This is a genomic window from Corynebacterium sp. HMSC059E07 (genome assembly GCF_001814395.1).
GTDB lineage: Bacteria > Actinomycetota > Actinomycetes > Mycobacteriales > Mycobacteriaceae > Corynebacterium > Corynebacterium hesseae.
On sequence record NZ_KV816335.1, the window covers coordinates 1 to 18,872 of the forward strand.

Annotated in this window: 15 protein-coding genes; 7 read left to right on the forward strand and 8 right to left on the reverse strand. The window is 61.8% G+C overall.

Going from position 1 to position 18,872, the window contains the following annotated elements:
* The first annotated feature begins 168 nt into the window (after positions 1-168).
* Positions 169-621 carry a hypothetical protein gene (locus HMPREF2967_RS11095; RefSeq protein ID WP_158014721.1) on the forward strand — a complete coding sequence of 151 codons (453 nt, stop codon included), beginning with the start codon at positions 169-171 and terminating at the stop codon, positions 619-621.
* Between the two features lie 65 nt (positions 622-686).
* Entirely contained in the window at positions 687-2,360 is a 1,674-nt protein-coding gene (locus tag HMPREF2967_RS11100; RefSeq protein WP_158014727.1) for a relaxase/mobilization nuclease domain-containing protein, read from the forward strand.
* Between the two features lie 125 nt (positions 2,361-2,485).
* Here HMPREF2967_RS11100 and HMPREF2967_RS11105 read toward each other — a convergent pair whose 3' ends face one another.
* Positions 2,486-3,658, reverse strand: coding sequence for a tyrosine-type recombinase/integrase (locus HMPREF2967_RS11105; RefSeq protein ID WP_070686481.1), 1,173 nt, complete (start codon positions 3,656-3,658; stop codon positions 2,486-2,488).
* A 308-nt stretch (positions 3,659-3,966) separates the two neighbouring features.
* Between HMPREF2967_RS11105 and HMPREF2967_RS11110 the strand changes: the two genes are divergently transcribed.
* On the forward strand, positions 3,967-5,592 hold the full coding sequence (locus HMPREF2967_RS11110; RefSeq protein ID WP_070686483.1) for a histidine-type phosphatase: 1,626 nt from the start codon (positions 3,967-3,969) through the stop codon (positions 5,590-5,592).
* A gap of 35 nt (positions 5,593-5,627) precedes the next feature.
* Here the strand turns inward: HMPREF2967_RS11110 and HMPREF2967_RS11115 are convergent, their stop codons facing one another.
* From HMPREF2967_RS11115 to HMPREF2967_RS13155, 3 genes are all read right to left on the reverse strand, one after another.
* Positions 5,628-6,290 (reverse strand): DUF1707 SHOCT-like domain-containing protein, encoded by a 663-nt coding sequence (locus HMPREF2967_RS11115; RefSeq protein ID WP_070564804.1) that lies wholly within the window; start codon positions 6,288-6,290, stop codon positions 5,628-5,630.
* Between the two features lie 90 nt (positions 6,291-6,380).
* Positions 6,381-7,538: a non-hydrolyzing UDP-N-acetylglucosamine 2-epimerase gene (wecB, locus tag HMPREF2967_RS11120; RefSeq protein ID WP_070686485.1), complete on the reverse strand. Its 1,158-nt coding sequence runs from the start codon at positions 7,536-7,538 to the stop codon at positions 6,381-6,383.
* Positions 7,539-7,634: 96 nt separating this feature from the next.
* Positions 7,635-7,772 carry a hypothetical protein gene (locus HMPREF2967_RS13155; protein WP_158014729.1) on the reverse strand — a complete coding sequence of 46 codons (138 nt, stop codon included), beginning with the start codon at positions 7,770-7,772 and terminating at the stop codon, positions 7,635-7,637.
* Between the two features lie 207 nt (positions 7,773-7,979).
* Here HMPREF2967_RS13155 and HMPREF2967_RS11125 point away from each other — a divergent pair, with 207 nt between their 5' ends.
* The gene (locus HMPREF2967_RS11125; protein WP_070519625.1) at positions 7,980-8,255 is read left to right on the forward strand and encodes a hypothetical protein; all 276 of its coding nucleotides are present in this window, start codon (positions 7,980-7,982) and stop codon (positions 8,253-8,255) included.
* A 50-nt stretch (positions 8,256-8,305) separates the two neighbouring features.
* Here HMPREF2967_RS11125 and dnaG read toward each other — a convergent pair whose 3' ends face one another.
* A complete protein-coding gene (dnaG, locus tag HMPREF2967_RS11130; RefSeq protein WP_070686487.1) occupies positions 8,306-10,234 on the reverse strand; it encodes a DNA primase in 1,929 nt (642 codons plus the stop codon).
* Positions 10,235-10,391: 157 nt separating this feature from the next.
* Between dnaG and HMPREF2967_RS11135 the strand changes: the two genes are divergently transcribed.
* Positions 10,392-10,919, forward strand: a complete 528-nt coding sequence (locus HMPREF2967_RS11135) for a guanyl-specific ribonuclease (protein ID WP_070686489.1) — start codon at positions 10,392-10,394, stop codon at positions 10,917-10,919.
* Between the two features lie 3 nt (positions 10,920-10,922).
* Entirely contained in the window at positions 10,923-11,156 is a 234-nt protein-coding gene (locus HMPREF2967_RS11140) for a barstar family protein (RefSeq protein ID WP_070686491.1), read from the forward strand.
* 63 nt (positions 11,157-11,219) lie between these two features.
* Here HMPREF2967_RS11140 and HMPREF2967_RS11145 read toward each other — a convergent pair whose 3' ends face one another.
* The 3 genes from HMPREF2967_RS11145 to HMPREF2967_RS11155 all read right to left on the reverse strand — a co-directional run bounded on the left by HMPREF2967_RS11145 (position 11,220) and on the right by HMPREF2967_RS11155 (position 16,655).
* A complete protein-coding gene (locus HMPREF2967_RS11145) occupies positions 11,220-14,531 on the reverse strand; it encodes a LamG-like jellyroll fold domain-containing protein (protein WP_070686493.1) in 3,312 nt (1,103 codons plus the stop codon).
* Between the two features lie 253 nt (positions 14,532-14,784).
* Positions 14,785-16,059 (reverse strand): deoxyguanosinetriphosphate triphosphohydrolase, encoded by a 1,275-nt coding sequence (locus HMPREF2967_RS11150; protein ID WP_070686495.1) that lies wholly within the window; start codon positions 16,057-16,059, stop codon positions 14,785-14,787.
* A gap of 11 nt (positions 16,060-16,070) precedes the next feature.
* On the reverse strand, positions 16,071-16,655 hold the full coding sequence (locus tag HMPREF2967_RS11155) for a YdcF family protein (RefSeq protein ID WP_070686497.1): 585 nt from the start codon (positions 16,653-16,655) through the stop codon (positions 16,071-16,073).
* A gap of 44 nt (positions 16,656-16,699) precedes the next feature.
* On the opposite strand from HMPREF2967_RS11155, the gene HMPREF2967_RS11160 reads away from it, so the two are divergent.
* Entirely contained in the window at positions 16,700-18,748 is a 2,049-nt protein-coding gene (locus HMPREF2967_RS11160) for a TPM domain-containing protein (protein WP_070686498.1), read from the forward strand.
* The last annotated feature ends 124 nt before the right edge of the window (positions 18,749-18,872 follow it).

An 18,872-nucleotide genomic window follows, 5' to 3' on the forward strand; every position in this document is an offset into this window, starting at 1 on the left:
CGCCCCCGACTATCACCAGTGCAGGACTAACGCGCCAGCGCTAGGACTGACGGTGATAGCTCGGGGAGTGCAAAGAAAGTCAGTCAAGGTCAGAGCGCGACAGTGCTTTGACCGCCTCGCCTCGGTAGAGGCGATACGAAGAGTAACGAGATGAAAGCAGATTTAGTTATGACAGACCAGAACTTAGATGCATGGCAATTTACTTGCCGACTGAATGCAGACCGCGCCGACTACGTACGCGCACTGTCTGACCGTTTGGAGATTTCGGCTGCTGAGACTGTGCGCCTAGCACTCGACTACGTATGCGACCGCGTACCTTCATCGCTGTTTGAAGAACTGCGAGAGTTACCGCCGGAGACTCGTAAAGAACTCGCGCGACTCACGCAGGAAGTTAACCGTATCGGGGTGAATGTCAATCAGGCGGTGCGTGCTATCAACACTCGCGCTGTAGACGAGATGTTCATCCGCGAAGCTGAAGAAGACGACGTAGACCGCGATGAGATTGAGCAGATGCGTGCGGAACTCGAAGATTTGAGAATCGTGCTCAAACGAGAGATGCAGGAAGTGTTTCTCGAATTGGTGGAACTCGGAGAGCGGGTGAAAAACGTATGTCGGTCGTGAAAAATCAGCGAACCCGAAGCGTAGGAGCGGCCACCGTATACGCGGTGTACGGCACGTACGAGAATATGCGTAATGGCGATGTGCGCGCCGCCGCCTACAGTGTTGTGAGCGCGACACCTGACGTGACACCGAAGCAGTTCATCAGCGAAACTGTCGCGGAGATTGCCCGGCACCCTGAGCGCGAAAATCAGGCGGAGTTGATAATTCAGTCCTTTCACCCGGATGAACTCGACAAAGATAACCCCTTCGATGTTCAACTCGCACATCTCGCCGGTCTGGAACTCGCCCGCCGTATCGCGCCGAACAGCGATGTTGTAGTAGCGACGCACATAGACAGCGAGAGCGGCCACTTGCACAACCACATCATCATTGCGAATCACGACAGAGTGACGGGCAAGACACCGCGTAATGCCCGTAATTTTTACGCTGTGAAGCGCTCCAACGATGCCGTGATGCGTGACCTTGGCCTTGAGGTCTACGAACCTGAGCCTGCACCAGAGCGACTGCATGACTACTCGCATCTACGCGGTGCGTCATTGCCAGAAATCACGAAAGATAATTGGCGTGCGGAGATGCAACAGCGCGTAGATGCCGTGCTAGCGGATGTGCGCGTAGCCGCTGCGCCCTCGGTCTCAGACGGCCTCGAAGTAGCGCAGGCTATCGCCGCCGACTATGCCGTTTCTTTCCGCGTCACAACGCACAAGAAGCAAGACCGCGACGATGTAACGGTCACTAGCTACGCCCTGGTCGATGATGAAGGTGGGCCGATCCGCTACGCGACTTCTCGCGGCTCGCGGTCTACCAAACGAGCAGGCTCGCGCCTTGGTGAGGATGACTACACCTTTGAAGCCGTGGAGGAGCGTATAAAACAGCTACAACAGCAGTACCAGCAGCAGTTAATTCAACAACAGCAACTCAAACAACAGGAGAGCTATCATGCCCAAGAAGCGCAAGAGGAACGTGCAACCACACCAGAACCCTCAGCAGTCACGGCCGGCGGTATCGAAGGTACCGGCGGAACCCAATCACTCCGAGAAAAGTACGCCGGAATCCTTGCCGACGAACCCGACACCGCCGAAACCTCAGCCGCAGCGTCAGGAGCCGGAGACGAACACGCCGACATTGTTCACCGAGACGGAACGCGACGAACTGTTTACGATGACGAAGAAGGACGCGCAGACGGTAGCCCGCGCTCGGATGAGCGAAACCTTCCCGGACGACCCGGACGAGAGCATCAAGCAGCAATTAGCAGCGGCGGAAGCGCTGTACAGCCGGAATCAGCGGGGCAGGCTAGCCGACAACGGCAGGCTACTGAGCGAAGCAGCCCGGCCGCAACGTGGTCGCCCTCCCCTCGACAAGCCGGTGCGCCCGCGCCGTGGTCGCCCGATGACTCGGTAGGGGATATGCGCCAGGTGGACTTTGACTTTCTCGAACAGCGCGTGATGGACGACGAATTTCGGCAATTCCAGCGCTCGGAGTTTGACGGTACTGACGCTGAGTACTTCGCGCACCTTCTCGATGACGACGCCGTCGTAGCCGCCAAACACAAGGATTACGCGCACGCACGTACGCGACTGTTCGACCCCGTAGGTGGTCAACGGGAGCGCATGCAGCGAACTGTAGGCGAGAACCGCCGCCGCGCGGCAGCCATTCAACGGCAGCGACAGCAGCGACAAAATCAGCAACAACAGCAGCAAAACGAGCAAAACGAGGAGCAACGCGACAAGCAGCGGGACTAGAAGCCGATGTTCTAGGGCCTTCTCACTGAGTCCGATTTGCGGCAAAGTCAGTACTTAAGTGCTGGCTTTGCCGAATTTGCCCGGGAGTCGGGAAACTCGCCTCAGCATTCGTTCTGAGGGTTTTGCTAGTTCCTGGCGGCACGGCGCGCCAGCTCTTCCATTCTACTCTGAACGGCCTTCTGGTAGACCATGGCGCTCTTAACATCTGAGTGCCCCAGCCACGCCATAATCTCTTTCAATGTGGCACCCGCTTGCGCAAAACGTGTACCGCTGTAATGCCTGAGAGAGTGAAAGTGCAGGTCTGGGCGCCCCGCTTTCTCACGCGCCTTCATCCAGTGGTACCTAACCCCTGCATACGTCCGCGTGGTCAGCCGCTCCCCTGGTCTAACTGTCTCCATGTGCTTAGCCACGTCCGCAGCGTCTTTGCCAAAGAAACTCACGACACGAACGCCAGCTTTCGACTTTGGTGCCTTGACTTCCTTTTGGCCTCCTTTGAGCCTGACTTCTGCCTTAGTCACGTGGATGCGTACAGCGTCCACCTCGCCCGTCTCAGGCGATAAAATCACTTCCACGTCTCCGGGTGTCAACGGCGCAATTTCACCCCACCTCAGGCCCGCCGCTGCCGCTATGAGCACCACGTGTTTCAAGTCCTCAGGCATCTCGTCGATGATGATTTGCAGCTCTGCATCGGTTGGAGCTTTCACTTTAACTTCGGTGCTGACCTTCGAACCGCCTGTGACTTTGCAGGGGTTTGACGGAATCAACTCGTCTTCCACAGCCGATTTGAAAACAGACTTCATAAAGTCGTATTGGCGTCCCACACTGGTCTTTTTGCCTGTGGAAATCTGCTCTGCGTACCAGGTACGTACCTCTTTGGGTGTAATACGTGCCAACGGCTTGTCGGCAAACTCTGCTAATCGATCGTCCAGATACCTGAGGTATTCTTCACGCGTCCTGCTCGCTAGTAACTGGCCGTCTCGGTTGGTTCTGGTCCGAATCCATCCCTCGGCATAAACCTTGAACGGGATTAACCCTTTGGCTTTCTCGGCTTCCTCGCGTGCCTGCTCCTCGGCTTCGCGTGCTGCCACCGCTGCCCGTTCATCTGGGTGCAGCCACTTATCTTGCGCAATGAGCACCCTTTCCTTCGCCAGCCACTCCTCGGCCTCGTCCTTGAGTCCGAACGTGTGCGGGGCTTTGATGCGCATTGACAGGTCGCTGTTCTCGGGGTGTGGGTAGCTCGCTTGGTAGTTCCCTGACGGCAACTTCTTGATGCTCCCCCAACGTGCTTTGCGTGCCATGACTTTCTCCTTCGTGCCATATACGTGCTATATCGCGTGGCATTAATTGACATTAGCGGGCATTAGTTGGCGGTGCAATCTGCCTCTGACCTGCTCAAAAGTGATTCTACCATAGATAGCTTAACTGGTTCGAGCCCAGTTGGAGGAGCAAAATCAACCGCCTGTTCGCAGGCGGTTTTTGCGTTTTGCAGTGAATCTGCGGAGCATTGCGCCGTGCTACAGTTCACGGTTTCGCAACCTCCGCGCAAAGTCCTTCTTCTACCGTGGGGTGGTCCCCTTTCCACCGTTTCTCACGAAGGACTTTTCTCATGCGTATTAGTGCTCTCGCCGTCGCTACTGCTGTTGCTTGTGCCGTAACCCCGGTGCCCGCGCTGGCGGCTGACGGCGCCACCTACTACTCCACCAAGCAGCACTATGAGCCGCAGGGCTCCGAGTATGCCTCGGCGCCGGAGGGCTTCCACCAGATTTATACGTCCACTGTGGGCCGCCACGGCTCCCGCGGGCTGTCCGGATTCAAGTACGACGACTTGGCGCAGCAGATGCTCACCTATGCCCAGGAGCATGGTCAGCTCACCGAGTTGGGTGAGAAGCTTATCCCACAGGTCGAGGCCATGATCACCGTGAACAAGGAACTGGCCGGCGGCATCGGTCAAGAGCCCGGTTACGGCAACTTGACGGTAGTGGGCCGTGAGGAGCTGCAGGGTGTGGGCGAGCGCAATGCCCAGCGCAACGCCGCACTGTTGGAGGATATTGACAAGGAGAACCTCAAGGTCAAGTACATCTCCTCCGGTGCGGACCGGGCCAATGACTCAGGGTGGAACTTTGGCCAGGCGTGGCTGGAAGAGGAGCCAGAGCTCGCAGACAACCTAGTAGACGGCATGGAGGACGGCCACGTCAACATTGAGGCGCGTACGGACCTCATGCACGCGCACAAGGACAAGAATGCGCCGTCCTATGAGAAGTATTCCGAGTGGAAGGACTCCGATGTACTGGAGGCCAAGGTGGATGAAGCCTACGCCAAGCCGGCCTCTCAGAACGCATCGCGCAGCCTTTTGCGCAAGATCTTCACCGAGGACTTCATCGCGGGCCTAGAGGATGGTTCCATCAGCTTTGTGGGGCGCGAGAACGAGGAGAAGACGGTGGAGGGCATCGTGGATGCGGCGCTGCAGTTCTACAACCTCTACATCATTGCTCCGGCCCTGGCACACGAGGACAAGGCGCCGGCCGAAGGCTGGATTTTTGACCAGTACATGGATGACGCTAGCGGCCCGACGTTTGCCTACCTGCTCGACGTGGAGGACTACTACGAGAAGGGACCGGCTATTGAGGGGCAGACGGTGTCCTACGACAACTACGAGCCACTGCTGAAGCACATGATCCAAGGCGTCAAGGACCGCGCAGCAGGCGGCGACGTGGCCGCCGAATATCGCTTCGGGCACGCGGAGACCATCATCCCGCTTGCAGCCCTGCTCAAGCTTCCGGGCTCTGAAAAGGGCACGCCTGCCGGCGAGTTGTACTCCTGGGAAAACTCCGACTGGCGTGGAGACACGGTCGCCCCCATGGGCGCGAACATCCAGTGGGATGCCTTCCAGAACGAGCGTGGGGACACCCTGGTGCGCATGCTCTACAACGAGAAGGAGATCGCCTTCCACGACGGCTGCGAGCCCATCGAAGAGGGCTCGACCTTCTACACCCTGGACGAGTTGGAGGCTTGCCTGCCGCTGGGGGCAACTTCAGATCACTCCAAGGCGCGCCTTGAGCAGCCGAAGCACCAGCAGGCCTCCCACTCCAGCTCCCTGTCCTCTAGCGCTACCATCTGGGGCATCATCGCCAGCTTGATCGGTTCTATTGCTCTCGCCGCGGGCGCGGTAGTCACCTTTGAGCCGCAGATTCGGGCTCTGGCTAAGCAGCTCGGCATTCCCCTGCCCTTCTAGCCGGTCTAGGCAGCCGAGCCACGTGTTGTAACGGCCTAGCGCTTGGTCACGTGCACGTCCACGCCCCCGAAGAGGCTGAAGCAGTTCACCACAATTTCGGGGGCGCTGGAGGGAAGGTCGGCGGGGTCGATTGCGCCGCCTTCAATGTGGATGTCGTGCCCGCCGAAGAGGTTGAAGCCGTTCACGCGAACGCGAAACCCTTCGGGCACCCACACGTCTACCCCGCCGAACGCAGCCACAGCCTGGATGGTGGTGACGTTCTCTTTGAAGGTGGCACCGCGCAGGTCCACGTCGGTGCCGCCGAAGATACCTAGCGTGGTGTGGTGGGAGGCAATCGGGGTGCCGCGGACAGTGGTACCGCCGAAGAGACCGATAGAAAGGCCCTGCGCGCCGTGAACGGAAGGATTGACCTGTGCTAGTGAGCTCTGCACCGGTGTTGCTGCCTCCTCGCTGACTTCGGTGGGCTCCTGTGCGGCACGCAGAGCCGGTGCGGACGTACCGAAGAGAATCTTGTCAGGGTCTTCCACCAAGTCCGCAAGGAGGTCAACAAGTTCGCCGCGCGTGGTGGCCGCCGCGCAGGCGGCGGAGCGTTCGTCAAACTCTGCAATCTTAAGCTGCCCCACCGAAAGGGCATCTGCCAAGACCTGTGAGGCCGTCAGTCGCTGCGTATCCGTGCACTTAATATCCCGTGTTCCCATGTCCCGTATTCTACGCAGCGTGCTGGGGTTTTACCGGGGTTGTGGGCCCAGACCGAGCCCCAGACGAGCCGGGGATGTGCCTGAAACTGCTTAGGACTCCGCGGAAGGATCGAAGTCCGGCAGGCGCTCCCCTACTTCTAGAAGCTCAGCAATAGCTGCCACGGCGCGCTCGGCAGCCTTGCCATCACCGTAGGGGTTTACGGCGTTGGCCATGGAGTGGTACGCGGCGTCGTCATCAAGCAACAGCTTGGCTTCCGCCACGATGAGGCTGCGGTTGGTTCCTACAAGCTTCACAGTGCCGGCAACAACAGCTTCAGGGCGCTCAGTGTTCTGTCGCATGACTAGGACCGGCTTACCCAGAGCCGGCGCTTCCTCCTGGACCCCGCCGGAATCCGTCAGGATGATGGTTGCGCGGTCAAGAAGCTTGGTGAACCGGTCATAAGGAAGTGGATTCGTGATGACGACATTGGGCAATGACTCCACTTCCGGAAGCACAGCTTCACGAACCTTTGGGTTCAGGTGCAGTGGAAGGACAAAGTTAATGTCCGAGTAGCTTTCCGCAAGGTCCTTGACCGCCCCGCCAATCTCCTTCATCGCTTCAAGGTTTTCACGGCGGTGGGTGGTGACCACCACGAGGCGCTTGCCAGATTCGGCTGCTTCCTGCAGGGCGGGATCCTCAAATTCGGTATCCCAGCTGGCGGCCTCCAGCAGTGCATCAATGACGGTGTTGCCGGTGACCGCAATGTCCTTGGAGCGCACATTCTCACGGCGCAGGTTTTCCATCGAGCCTGCAGTCGGCGCGAGGTGCAGCTCTGCCACCTGGCCAATGAGCTTTCGGTTGGCTTCCTCCGGGAACGGAGAGTGAATGTCACCGGTACGCAGACCGGCTTCGAGGTGAACGATCTTCACGCCTCGGTGGAAACCAGCCAGCGCTGCGGCCATCGCAGTCGAGGTATCACCCTGGGAAATGATGACATCAGGCTTTTCGGCATCAATGATCTCATCTAGCCCCATCAGCGCACGGGAAACAATCTCATTGAGCCCCTGACCAGGCTTCATAAGGTGAAGATCCAGCTTTGGCTCAATGCCAAACATGGTATTAACCTGCTCCAGCATTTCCTTGTGCTGACCAGTGGAGACGGCAACGGATTCGAAACGCTCATCCTTCTCCAGAGCCTTGATGACCGGTGCCACCTTGATGGCTTCAGGGCGGGTACCGTACACGGTCATTATCTTTGGCTTAGACATAGACTTCCTTTGTTGACTACTGGGAGAGAATCTCCATAAGAGTCTACAATGCCCTTGCTTCGCGCACATGGCCCGGAGGTATCGAGGAGATGAACGTTAGTCCTCGCTCACGGTGACTTCGCGCGGCTCTTCAAGGCAACTGGTGCGGGGTTCAGCTGCCGCCACGCTGGCTGTTAGCAGCGCTGACATGGCCACGGCTGCCGATACCGCATGCGTACGCTTCGAAGTCTTCACAGGTATTAAGTTAACTGAAGCGAATGCATTATGGGAAGAGTTCCTGTCATATCTATTCGGCATCCCTGTTCGCTCCGCTGCCAGAAGGCCACCTGCCCCGGACTGGTTTGGCAGGTAGGCTATTCATGAGAATTGCACGTTGCCCGTACGTTGTACGCAAACGCCGGCTGTTGCGCTGGCTTGAAGTAAGGGGATGACTAGTTTCCAATGATCCAATTTGTTGTGGGTGCTGCCGCCGGATACGTCTTTGGAACCAAGGCGGGGCGCAAGCGCTATCACCAAATTAAGGGTGCCTACGAGAAGGCCGTCAACTCCCCCGCCACCAAGGCCGCGGTGCGCTCCGCACGAAAGGCCGTGGCTAACCGTCTAGACCCGGAACCGCGCATGCGTGAGCTTAAGGATTACAACAAGGGGCGCCGCGGCAAGCGCGGCACCGCGGATGGTGTGCAACCGGATCGGATTTACGAGCCGGACGAAGATTAGCGCGTACGCTACAACGCGTGCGCGCGGCGGCGGATTAGCGGGGGCGTCGGTTAGCGCACGCCGCGGAAAGCGCGGTCGTTGAGCTCGCGGCGGGCTTGCTCGAGGGCGACGAGGTCCGCGAAGAGCGAGTTGTAGGATTCCTCGTCGTCGGAGGGGCGCATGCGGCCCAGCTGTGCCTTGAGTTGGGCTACCTGGTCGCCCACGCGTGCCTCTTGGAGGCGGGAGAGCACGGAATCGGCGTAGGCCTCAAGGTCGGTATCGGGATTGCCGGTCTCCCCCAGCTTGATGGGCTCCACGGCGAGCTCAGAGACGAAGTTGCGGGCCATGAGGTCCGGCATCTCACCTGCCACGCCGGCCAGCCATTCCACGCCGGGCTGTTCGGCACCGGCGGTCACGCCGCCGAGGGTCGAGATGGCGCGGCGGATGGTGCGGTAGGCCTCGTTGGAGTAGGCATCCTCCGTAATCCCGTCGAAGTAGCTGCCGGCGATCTGCGGGAATTGCAGGGCCAGCTTGAGGGCCTCGCGCTGCGGCCATAGGTGCGGCTCGCGGGGGCCGGGGATGTGCATAACGGGGGCGTTGGTCTGCGCGGGCACAGACGAGGTCTGCTCCAGGGAGGCAAAGCGCGGGCGCTGCTCCTTCTTCGGCTTGCGCGCCTCTTGGCGCACTTGGTGGAGTACTTCCTCCGGGTCGGGCCAACCCACCCAACCAGCAAGGCGGCGGGCGTACTCGCGCTGCAGGGGTTCATCGCGGATCTGGGCCACCACGGGCACCGCACGCCGCAGGGCCTGGAGGCGACCCTCCGCGGTATCGATGCTGAAGTCTGAGATGACGGAGCGGATGACGAACTCGAACATGGGGATGCGGTCCGCCACCAAGTCACGCACCGCGGCATCACCGCGCGCGAGGCGCAGATCGCACGGGTCCATGCCATCGGGGGCTACGGAGACGAAGGACTGGCCGGTGAACTTCTGCTCGCCCTCGAAGGCACGCATGGCGGCCTTCTGGCCGGCCTCGTCACCGTCGAAGGTGTAGATGAGCTCGCCGTGGAAGTAGGAATCATCCAACATCAAGCGGCGCAGCACCTGCAGGTGATCCGCACCGAAGGCGGTACCACAGGAGGCCACGGCGGTCTTCACGCCCGCGGCGTACATGGCCATGACATCCGTATAGCCCTCCACCACCACTGCTTGGTGCTGCTCCGCAATGTTGCGCTTGGCCAAATCCAGGCCGAAGAGCACCTTGGACTTGTGATAGAGCATGGTTTCGGAGGTGTTCATGTACTTGCCCAGCTTGTCGTCGTCGAAAAGCTTGCGCGCACCGAAGCCGATCACGTTGCCGGACAGGTCCTTGATGGGCCACAGCAGACGCCGGTGGAAGCGGTCGATGGGACCGCGCTTGCCCATCTTGGAGATGCCGGCGGCGTCGAGCTCCTCGAAGGAAAAGCCCATGCGCAGCAAGTGCTTGGTGGCGGTGTCCCAGCCCTCCGGGGCATAGCCGCATTCGAAGGCGTAGATGATTTCCTTGGAGAAGCCGCGGTCAAGGAGGAACTCACGAGCAGTGGCGGCCTGCGGGGTTTCCAGCTGCTGGCGGTAGAACTCGTGCGCGGCTTTGTTGGCGGCGATAAGCCGGCGGCGCGTGCCGGGCTTTTCATCGCGCGCACCGGTGGAGCCACCTTGGTAGTTGATGTGGTAGCCGATCTTCTGGGCTACTGCCTCGACGGCCTCCGGGAAGGAGACCTGCTCCATTTCCATGAGGAAGCTGAAGACATCCCCGCCCTTGCCGGTGGAGAAGCAGTGATAATAGCCGCGCTGCGGGCGCACGTGGAAGGACGGAGTCTTCTCATCCTTGAAGGGGCTCAAGCCCTTCAGCGAGTCATAGCCAGCGGGTTTGAGCTGAACGTACTCGCCCACGATTTCATCAATAGGCGCGCGTTCACGGATAGCTTGGATATCGCTGTCCGGAATTCTGCCTCGTGCCATGCGTACAGACTACCCCGCCCGCCGGAGCTACAGGTACCCACGGCTGGGTGGATCAGTGGCGCCAAGTCCCACATCCCCAAACAACCTGCAGTGGGGATTGGGAAAAGGCCTGGTCCGGATTTCTGGTTCAGGCCCTATACCTGCAATGATGGGGGCCATGTCCCAATCCTCCCCCTCCAAAAAATCGCTGCCGGCCATCATCGGTGGCGCGGTTCTAGTCCTCGTCGCGGGCTACTTCGGCATTGACCTCGGTGGCTCCGGCAATGGCGCGGACCAGAAGGCAGCGCCCTCATCCGCTGCGTCTGCTTCGTCCGCTGCATCCGGCGCATCCGGTGGCGGCGATAGGGATAAGGGGGACGTCGCAAAGCAGGCCGAGACAGACCTGCCTACCTGCGCCATGGACTCCCTGCCGCAGGAGGCCCACGAGACCGCCGAGGATATCCTGGCCGGCGGGCCCTATGACTACCCCGATAACGACAACGTGCGTTTCGGCAACTATGAGGGCGCGCTGCCGCAGCAGTCAAAGAATTACTACCGCGAATACACCGTGGAAACCCCGGGGATTGGGCACCGCGAGGCAAAGCGCATCGTCACCGGCGGCGGCAGTGAGACCGACCCGGATGTCTGGTACTACACCGACGACCACTACGACAGCTTCTGCAGTATCCCGGACGCGGAGGACTAAGGCATGCAACGCATTCTCATCACCGAACCCATCCGCACGCGCGAGGACTTCTATAGCGCGCTCGGCCGCCTGCACGGCTGCACGTCCGGTGCCCCGCGCAACCTCGACGCCCTGGCGGACTTCCTCCGCGAGCAGCACATCGTGGCGATTATCGCTGCGGACTTCGACATGGTGGAAGAAGATTTAGCGCAGGTGAGAACCGTGTTGGAGGACCAGGGCGTCGCGCTGGTGCGCTAGTGAGGTTGTGGGCCGGCTGCGGTGATGGGCCGGCGGGTGGTTAGCCCGCCGAGGCCTTAGGCCTTAGAGGCCGAGGGCGCGCTTGACGGTGTCGCGCACTTCCGGTGCGAGGTAGTTCAGCAGGCCGGCGATAACCGCGGTGGCGCCTGCGGCGCCGAAGAGGGCACCGAGGATGGCGGGGAGGACGCTTCCACGGCTCGAGTTGTTGCTCGAGTGGTCGCTCGAGCTGCTGGATCCGCTTGAGCTGTTATCGCTGCTGCTGTCGCTGTCGCTGCTGGAGTCGGTGTTGTCGTCCGTGCTGCCGGCGGTGACTTCCACGACGCGGGAGGCAAGGGCCTGGTTGCCGGCGGAGTCGGTCACGGCGTAGGTGACGGAGTAGACGCCCGGCTTGGCGGTGTCGATGTTTCCAACGACCTTCACCTTGTCGGTGAGGTCACCGTCCTTATTGTCCTTGGCGCTAACGCCGTCGAGGAGGTTGGCCTCGGCACCCTTGGTGATGGTGAGTTTGTCGCTGGGGACAGTGAGCTCAGGTGCCTTGTTATCCTTCTCCTGCTGCTCCGGCGCGGTGAAGACGCCGAACTGGCGCACGATGCCAGGCTTGGTGTCCTCCTTGGAGGAGGCATCGGCGGAGGTGGCGTACCAACCATAGGCCTGGCCGGCCTTGACGCCCTTGTAGGTGACGCTGGCGGGCCAGCCGGACTTGGCGGTGTCTTTGCCAATCTCCTTGCCGGTATCGGTCAGGGCGAGCATGGAGTTCGTCGCAAAGCTGGTCTTGCGGGTCTGGAACTGGATCGGCACACGGAACTCATCCTCGTGGCCGTTGTAGCGGTGGCGGTCGTCGTACTCGGTGGCATTGTGGTCGTCGAGAAGCGGCGAATACGTATCCACGACCATCTCCGAGTTCTTCAGGTCAAACTGCAGGAGGCGCAGGTAGCTGGAGCCAAAGCGCAGGCCGGTGTCGCCGTCATACTTGCCTAGCTCCGTCAGGCCCAGCTCATCGGAGCCGACCTCGTAGAACTGGTAATCCGCGAGCAGCTCCACCACGTGGTTGTTGGTGTGGCCGACATCCTTGCGGGTGACAATGGATACGCCGTGCTCGTGGCCGGCCAGCACCAGAGCCACGTTGGGGTTCTTTTGGATGACGTTCTCATAGACCATCACGCCGTCGTGGGAGAAGTCCGAGCCGCGGCCATCCGGGTTGGCGGAAGGCTTGAGGTAGGCGTGGGTGAGCAGGATGGCGTTGCGGTCGGAGTACTGCTTGAGCACCTTATCGGCCCACGCGGCTTCCTCCTCAGTGACGTCATAGCCCAGGTGCAGGGCGATGAAGTCCATGCCGTTGGTGGAGAACAAGTCGTAGTGGTTGTCGTTATCGCCCTCAGCATAGGGGTGGTAGGAGGCATCCTGCTCAGCCCACTTGCCCGTGCCCTGCTGTGCTTCGTAGCGCTCCGGGCCGAAGTACTCGTTGTAGAGGTTGTCGGCGCCGACATCCGCACCGCTTTGGTTGTCGTGGTTGCCGGGAAGCACACCGTTGACCACGCCGGCGTCCTCCAGAATCTTCTGGGCGTTGGAGGCTACCTCGAATTCCTTCTTGGCATTGGGGCGGTCATTGTCCTTGCCAATCCAGTTCTCGATGATGTCGCCGGTGTGTGCGGAGTAGGCGATCTTGCGCTCGTCGGCGTTATCGGCAATCCACTGGGTGGCGGCGGTGTATCCGTTCTCCCACTTCTTGCGCTCCTCGGCCGTGGCCTTCTCTACTGCGCCTTCGGAGAGGTACTGGGTATCGGTGTGGTGGGCGATGGAAAAGTCATAGTCGCCTGCGTCGGCGAACTCTTCGTTGACGGGCTCGTTGAGGTCATCGGCAAAGACGTCATAGCCCACCAGCATGGTGTGGATGCTTCCGCCGTCGACGAAGTCCTGGTTAACTTCCGCGCTGAGGCTTACTTCGGTATCGGCTGCGCCGCGGGTTTCGGCTAGCTTCTCCCAGCTATTGGTCTTGGTATTCCAGGCCATAAGGCGCACCGAGCGCTTGGGGCCCACGGTACCGGACCAGGCGAGGTCGTGGGTCTTCTTCTCTGCGTCCTTGACCTTCAGGTCAAAGCGCTGGAAGGGCATGTCCTCCGTGGAGCTGGTCTCCTGGGCGTCCTCGTTATCCGGGTTGAGGGACTTGTTGAAGTCCTCGCCGTCTTCGTACTCGAAGTCTAGGGTCTCAGGGATATCGGTGACGGTGCCCTGGAAGCCCTTCTCCGCTACCGCCACGTCTGCTTCGGTGAAGGTGGTCTCCACCTCCCCGCCGCTCGGGTTATCCGCGCGGGCGGAGATGGTCACACCCTCGCCGCTCGGCGTGGAGTCGGTGCCGGCGGCACCCGGGAGATTGCCGGAGGTGAAGTCGATGGCCTGGGAGATGGGGTTGCCAAAGACATCGCGGCCCTCGACCTGGATGGAGTGGTTTCCTTCCTTGAGGCCGGTGCCGATTTCCTGCCCGCGCTCGATTTCCTCGCCATCCAGGGTGTAGGTGAGCTCGCGGGAGATGAGGGCGGCGTCGTTGAACTGGACGTCGAAAGTCACCGGGCCCGTCAGGTGCTGGCCGGCACTCGGGGTGGAGCCGGTGATCTCCGCCTTCTTGTCGGTGCTTAAGTTGGAGTCCTCATAGAGGGCGGAAATCTCCTCCTCCCCGAGCGGATCGGAGAAGATGCGGGCTTCGCTCACGACGGCATCGGAGTAGAACTGGGCGGCGTTATCCCGGCCGGAGTCCGCGCCGATCATCACGGCGGTGGAATTGGACTTGGGCTTGGTCACCTCACCGTTGATCTCGGTGTTCTCAGCCACCTTGACGCCGTTGACATAGAGCTCGCTCTTGGTGCCGTCGTAGACGCCCACCGCGTGGTACCACTGGCCCGGTTCCACTTGCTGCTGGGCCTTCTTGTAGCCATCTCTGCCGTTGACGGTGAAGGTCAGCTGGTCGCCGTAGATGACCATGGCCCAGCCGCCGGCTTCCTTGTTGGCGCAGAGGCTCTTTTCGTTGCCGTCGAACTCTCCGTCGTAGCGGAAGACGCACTCGACGGTGAAGCCGTCCTTGATCTGGTCAAACTTGTCTCCGATGTCGAAGCCGACGGCATCCTTGCGGCCGTCGAAGTGGGCCACGGGGCGCTCAAGCACGCTGTCTTGCTCCACGGTGGGCGCGCCGATGCTCAGCGGTGCGGCATCGGATGCGGAGTTGCTGATGGTCCCGTTCTCCAAGGACAAGTCCAGGATGTCTGCCTTGGGCAGGTTCTGGGCGGAGGCGAATGCGGGAGCAACAAGGCTGGAGCCAACGAGGCTGATGGAGGCGATCAGCGCGGCTTGATGCAGCTTTTTATGAGACTTCTTTTGAGACACAAAAATTCCTTGACAGATAGCAAAAATGAAGAGACTTCCGCTTCTGAGGGCTCCACAGGAGCCGCACAGCTTACGGCCCGCCCGAGGCTAGGCCGCTCGTTTAACAACGAGTTGTCAGGTGTATGACGTCAAAGTAAACGGTGTTCAACTATCGAGTGACGGGTGTCTCCCGCTTCGCCCGGCCGTTGCGCGCAGCACGGCCCTTCCCCGCCTTCTGTCTGTGGGCAGGGTGCGTTGGTGCGCTAGCTCAGCCTTAGCTCAAGAAGCCGAAAAGCTCGGCGCTGCGCTGCGCCAGGCGCTCAAGGCGGGATTCCGTCATGGAGGCGATCTGGTCGATGATGGCGCGGTCACGCTCCAGGTCCGTCTCAGCTTGGTTCCACCACAGGGCGAAGGTGGCGTCCAGCGAGCCCGGCGCACCGGCCACAAGGTAATCATAGACGCGGTAGATGCGCTCGCGCTGGCGGTCCTGGCGGGCCAGGTGGGCGGGCTCATCCATGACGTAGAGAACGGCGATGGTCTTGAGCAGGGTTACCTCCGCCACCGCGTCCGGCGGGACGGCGAGGTCGCCGTTCATGCGGCCAAGCGGTTCGGCGTTAGCCGCGAGCGTGGCGGAAACGGTGGCTCCCACATAGCGGCCGACGAGCTCCGAGGTCATCTTCTTCAAGTTGGCATAAGAGCGCAGGGAGTAGTCGAAGTTGCCGATGGCATTGATGACGTCCAGCTGGCGCAGGCGGTCGGCGGCCTCGAGGAGCTCGTCGGCAGTGCCGCCGAAGGCTTTGGCGCCTTTGTCCGCGAGGTTGGCCAGCTCCACCAGGTCCCACAGCACGTTCAAAGAGATGCGGCGGGAGATGATGCCGTCTTCGACGTCGTGGACGGAATAGGCGATGTCATCCGACCAGTCCATGACCTGCGCCTCCATGGACTTGCGCTTATCGCTATGCCCCTGGCGCAGCCACTCCAGGATGTCTACGTCCTCGTCATAGGCGCCGTATTTGCGGTTGGTGGTGCCATCCGGGTTGGTCTTGGTCCAGGGGTATTTGCAGGCCGCATCAAGCGAGGCGCGGCTGAGGTTGAGGCCATAGCTGCGCGGGCCCGCCGGGGTATCCAGGACCACCTTGGGCTCCAGCTTGGCCAGGATGCGCAGGGTCTGGGCGTTGCCCTCGAAGCCGCCGAGGGCTACCTCGTTGAGTGCATTCTCGCCGTTATGGCCGTAGGGCGGGTGGCCGATGTCGTGGGTTAGCCCCGCCATGTCGCACAGGTCCGGGTCCAGCCCTAAGCCCGCACCGATGCTGCGGGCAATCTGGCTGACCTCCAAGGAGTGTGTCAGCCGGGTGCGCGGGGTATCGCCATCGCGCGGGCCCACCACTTGGGTCTTATCCGCTAGGCGGCGCAGGGCCGCGGAATGCAGGACACGGGCGCGGTCGCGGGAGAAGGCGCCGCGGTGCTCCTCGCTTTTGAGCAGGGCCGAACCTTTGGGTGACTCGGAGGCAAGGCGGGCGACGTCTTCTTCGCGATAGGAATAGCTCACGGGTATTAAGCTTAGGCGGAGTCCTGGTCTTCCTGGGTCTGCCTCGCGCCAATGACGCGGTGGCGCAGGGCCTGGTTGGGACGGATGAGGCGCTCGATGCGGTAGAAGGCCGCGCGCACGCCTTCGCTGCGCTTCTCCCCTAGCAGGGTGCGCAAGCCCAGGTAGGCCAGGCCACCTAGCTCGTGCGCCAGGTAGCGCCACCAGGGGATGGAAAAGCGCGGGGAAGGATAATAGGGCGTGCCCAGCACCGTGGCTGCAATCCCCTCTTGGCGGGCGATGAGGAAGGTACGCAGGCGGTGGAGCGGATCGGTGATGATGACGGCCTCTCTCACACCCAGCTTGTCGCGGGCAGCGGCCAGCTCACTGCGGGTGTCCAGGCCTTCTTCGAGGGCGGTGACGGTGAGGGGTTCGTCGGCAAGCAGGCGTTTCGCCACCCCGGCTTCGGTGAACCTATCGCCGGGCAGCTTCCCACCGACTGTGATGATGGGCAGGTCGTGCGCGGCGGCGTACTCGGCGGCGAAGCGCACACGGCCGGACAGGATGCGGGAGGGGCGCCCGTCGTATTGCGCAGCGCCGAGGACAATAACGTACTTCACTGTCTGACCACTCTAGCGCTAGGTGGGAAGGTATCGTGGTGCGCATGACTACTGCTGCTCGTTTTGGTCGCGCCGCCCTTGCTGCTCTTGTGTTGGGGTTGGCCACTGCTAGCCCCGCTATGGCTGCGGATTTCGTTCTTGCCGCGCCGGAGGCGGCCTCGCTCACGGATAAGGTAACGGATGAGGCGGGGGTGCTCTCGGACTCGGAGAAGGCCGAGTTGGAGGACAAAATTAGCGCACTGCAGCAGGAGCACCACGTGGTCATTTTCGTGGTCTTTGCCTCAACGCTCCCGGAGGGCGCGGAGAGCTATGCGGACAGCATTGTGAAGTCTAAGGGGCCGAACTCCGCAGCCTATGTGGTGGGCGTGGATGATTCCACCATAGGCGTGCAAACGGGTAATGAGTGGCCGCGCGGGCGTCTAGACGTGATGTATGAGGCGGCTTATACCAAGCTTGCCGACGGCCGCCAGTTCGGCGCCTCCGCGCTCGCGCTTGTCGACGCTGCCGCGACCGGTTCTTCGGGGTCCTCTTCTGGCTCAGCTGGTTCATCCAGCTCTTCTGATTCCGATGGGTCGGGTGGTCTATGGCTGGCTGGCGGCGCAGGTGCCCTGGCGTTGGCCGGCGGTGGCATCGCGGTGGCAAGCCGGCGCAAGACCAAGAAGGACTCGGCGGCCACGCTGGAGTCCGCGCGCCAGATTGAGCCGAGTAATACCGCACAGCTGGACCGCCTGGATTTGGACACCTTGGAGAAGCTCGCACAGGAAGAGCTGGTCTCCACCGATGAGTCGATCCGCCGCGGCAAGGAGGAGCTCGACATCGCGGTGGCCGAGTTCGGTCCCGAGCGCACCCGCCCGTTTACGCGCGCGATGAACCACTCCACGCTAACACTGCAGAAGGCATTCCAGCTGCGGCAAAAGCTGCAGGACAACCTGCCGGAATCGACTTCGGAGCGCCGCCAGATGCTGGTGGAAATCATCTCTTCCTGTGGGCAGGCCGATGATGCGTTGGATGAGCAGGCGGCGGACTTTGCCAAGATGCGGGACTTGCTCATCAACGCCGGCTCCAAGCTGGATGAGCTGACCCGCCGAACGGTTGATCTGCGCGGGCGTCTGCCGCAGGCGCGCACGACATTGTCCTCCCTCAGTGCTTCTCATTCCGAGGAAGCGTTGTCCTCGATTGCGGATAACCCGGAGATGGCGGAGGTCTCGCTCAACGAGGCCGAGAAGCTGCTTTCGCGCGGCCGCGAGCTGCAGTCCCAGCCCGCCGGGCAGCAGGGGCCGTTGGTGGGCTATATCCGCGATGCCGAGCACGCGCTCGAGGTCTCCGACCGCCTGCTCAGTGCCGTCGAGAACGCCGAGAACTCGATCACCGCGGCGCAGGATAACCTGCCGGCGCTCATCGATGAGGTCGAGGAAGAAATCGCCGAAGCACAGCAACTCGAGCAGCAAGGAAAGGCGCAGGGCTCCCCTGCCGATTGGTCCGCGTTGTCGTCACTGCTTGCGGAGGCGCGGGAGGCGCTCAGTGCGGCTCGCCAGCAGGGCAAGACCGACCCGCTGGGGCAGTACACCGCGCTGACGGCGCTCGATAGCAAGCTGGACGAGCAGCTCGATACCGTCCGCGAAACCAACGCCACCCGCGAGCGCCAGATTGCGCTCTACCGCCAGCAGATTGCCGCGGCCGAGTCCGCCATCCAGGCGGCGGAAGACTTGCTCTCCTCGCGCGGCCGCGTGGTGGGCCCCGATGCGCGCGTTGCGCTTGCCGACGCCTCCCGCCTCTTCGCCCAAGCCCAGAACTCCGCCTCCAAGGATCTGCGCGCGGCGCTCAACTTCTCCCGCGATGCTGCTGCGGCCGCGCAGACCTCGCTCAACCGCGCGAAGGAAGACCTGGAGGCCTACCGCCGCCGGGAGCAGCGCCGCCAGGCCACCGATGCCGCGGGCAACATCCTCACAGGCATGGTCATTGGCCAGATTCTCGGCGGCGGCAGCTCCCGCGGTGGCGGTTTCGGCGGCGGCTTCTCCGGTGGTGGAGGCTTCGGCGGCGGTGGCTTCTCGGGCGGCGGAGGCGGAGGCGGTTTCCGCGGCGGCTCCTTCTAACCGCCCTCTCCCCTGCTCCGATTCCTCGCCTTCTCCCCTTTTCCGCCGGCGGCTCCCCCAGCCGCCTTCCTACTTCTCCCCTGCCCGGCGCCTAGGCCTCGAAGCCCGCGGCCCACACCCGGCA

Excerpts from the sequence above, each read along its gene's own strand:
- HMPREF2967_RS11125 (WP_070519625.1), top strand. The coding sequence starts at position 7,980 with ATGATCCAATTTGTTGTGGGTGCTGCCGCCGGATACGTCTTTGGAACC.
- HMPREF2967_RS11095 (WP_158014721.1), top strand. The coding sequence starts at position 169 with ATGACAGACCAGAACTTAGATGCATGGCAATTTACTTGCCGACTGAAT.
- HMPREF2967_RS11110 (WP_070686483.1), top strand. The coding sequence starts at position 3,967 with ATGCGTATTAGTGCTCTCGCCGTCGCTACTGCTGTTGCTTGTGCCGTA.
- HMPREF2967_RS11105 (WP_070686481.1), bottom strand. The coding sequence starts at position 3,658 with ATGGCACGCAAAGCACGTTGGGGGAGCATCAAGAAGTTGCCGTCAGGG.
- HMPREF2967_RS11160 (WP_070686498.1), top strand. The coding sequence starts at position 16,700 with ATGACTACTGCTGCTCGTTTTGGTCGCGCCGCCCTTGCTGCTCTTGTG.
- HMPREF2967_RS11135 (WP_070686489.1), top strand. The coding sequence starts at position 10,392 with ATGTCCCAATCCTCCCCCTCCAAAAAATCGCTGCCGGCCATCATCGGT.
- HMPREF2967_RS11100 (WP_158014727.1), top strand. The coding sequence starts at position 687 with ATGCGTAATGGCGATGTGCGCGCCGCCGCCTACAGTGTTGTGAGCGCG.
- HMPREF2967_RS11115 (WP_070564804.1), bottom strand. The coding sequence starts at position 6,290 with ATGGGAACACGGGATATTAAGTGCACGGATACGCAGCGACTGACGGCC.
- dnaG (WP_070686487.1), bottom strand. The coding sequence starts at position 10,234 with ATGGCACGAGGCAGAATTCCGGACAGCGATATCCAAGCTATCCGTGAA.
- wecB (WP_070686485.1), bottom strand. The coding sequence starts at position 7,538 with ATGTCTAAGCCAAAGATAATGACCGTGTACGGTACCCGCCCTGAAGCC.
- HMPREF2967_RS11140 (WP_070686491.1), top strand. The coding sequence starts at position 10,923 with ATGCAACGCATTCTCATCACCGAACCCATCCGCACGCGCGAGGACTTC.